General features: G+C 67.1%; 1 protein-coding gene. It reads right to left on the bottom strand.

The features are described from left to right. Window positions 1–112: 112 nt before the first annotated feature. A partial coding sequence (locus BN2476_RS49135; protein ID WP_500045272.1) for a hypothetical protein occupies window positions 113–298 on the bottom strand: 186 nt, incomplete at its 5' end.

Raw genomic sequence — 298 nt, forward strand, 5'->3', positions numbered from 1 at the left:
CATACGATGCGCCCGCCACGTGCTCCGCGCCCAGCGTGATGCGCTTCAGTCCCGCCGCCGTGATGACGAACGGCCGGCGCGGATCGATACGTTTGATGGTTGTATTCATCGTTCACTCCAGCGCTGCCGCAACGAGTTCGGCCACATCGAGCACCTCGGGACGCGGTCCGACCACGCCTTCGAGCATCGCCGTGCAGTTCGGGCAGCCCACCGCGACCACTTCCGCGCCGATCGCACGCGCATCGGCGATGCGGATATCGGGAATGCGCTGCTTGCCGGGGATGTCCGTCAGCGGCGC

This window comes from Paraburkholderia piptadeniae, assembly GCF_900007165.1.
GTDB lineage: Bacteria > Pseudomonadota > Gammaproteobacteria > Burkholderiales > Burkholderiaceae > Paraburkholderia > Paraburkholderia piptadeniae.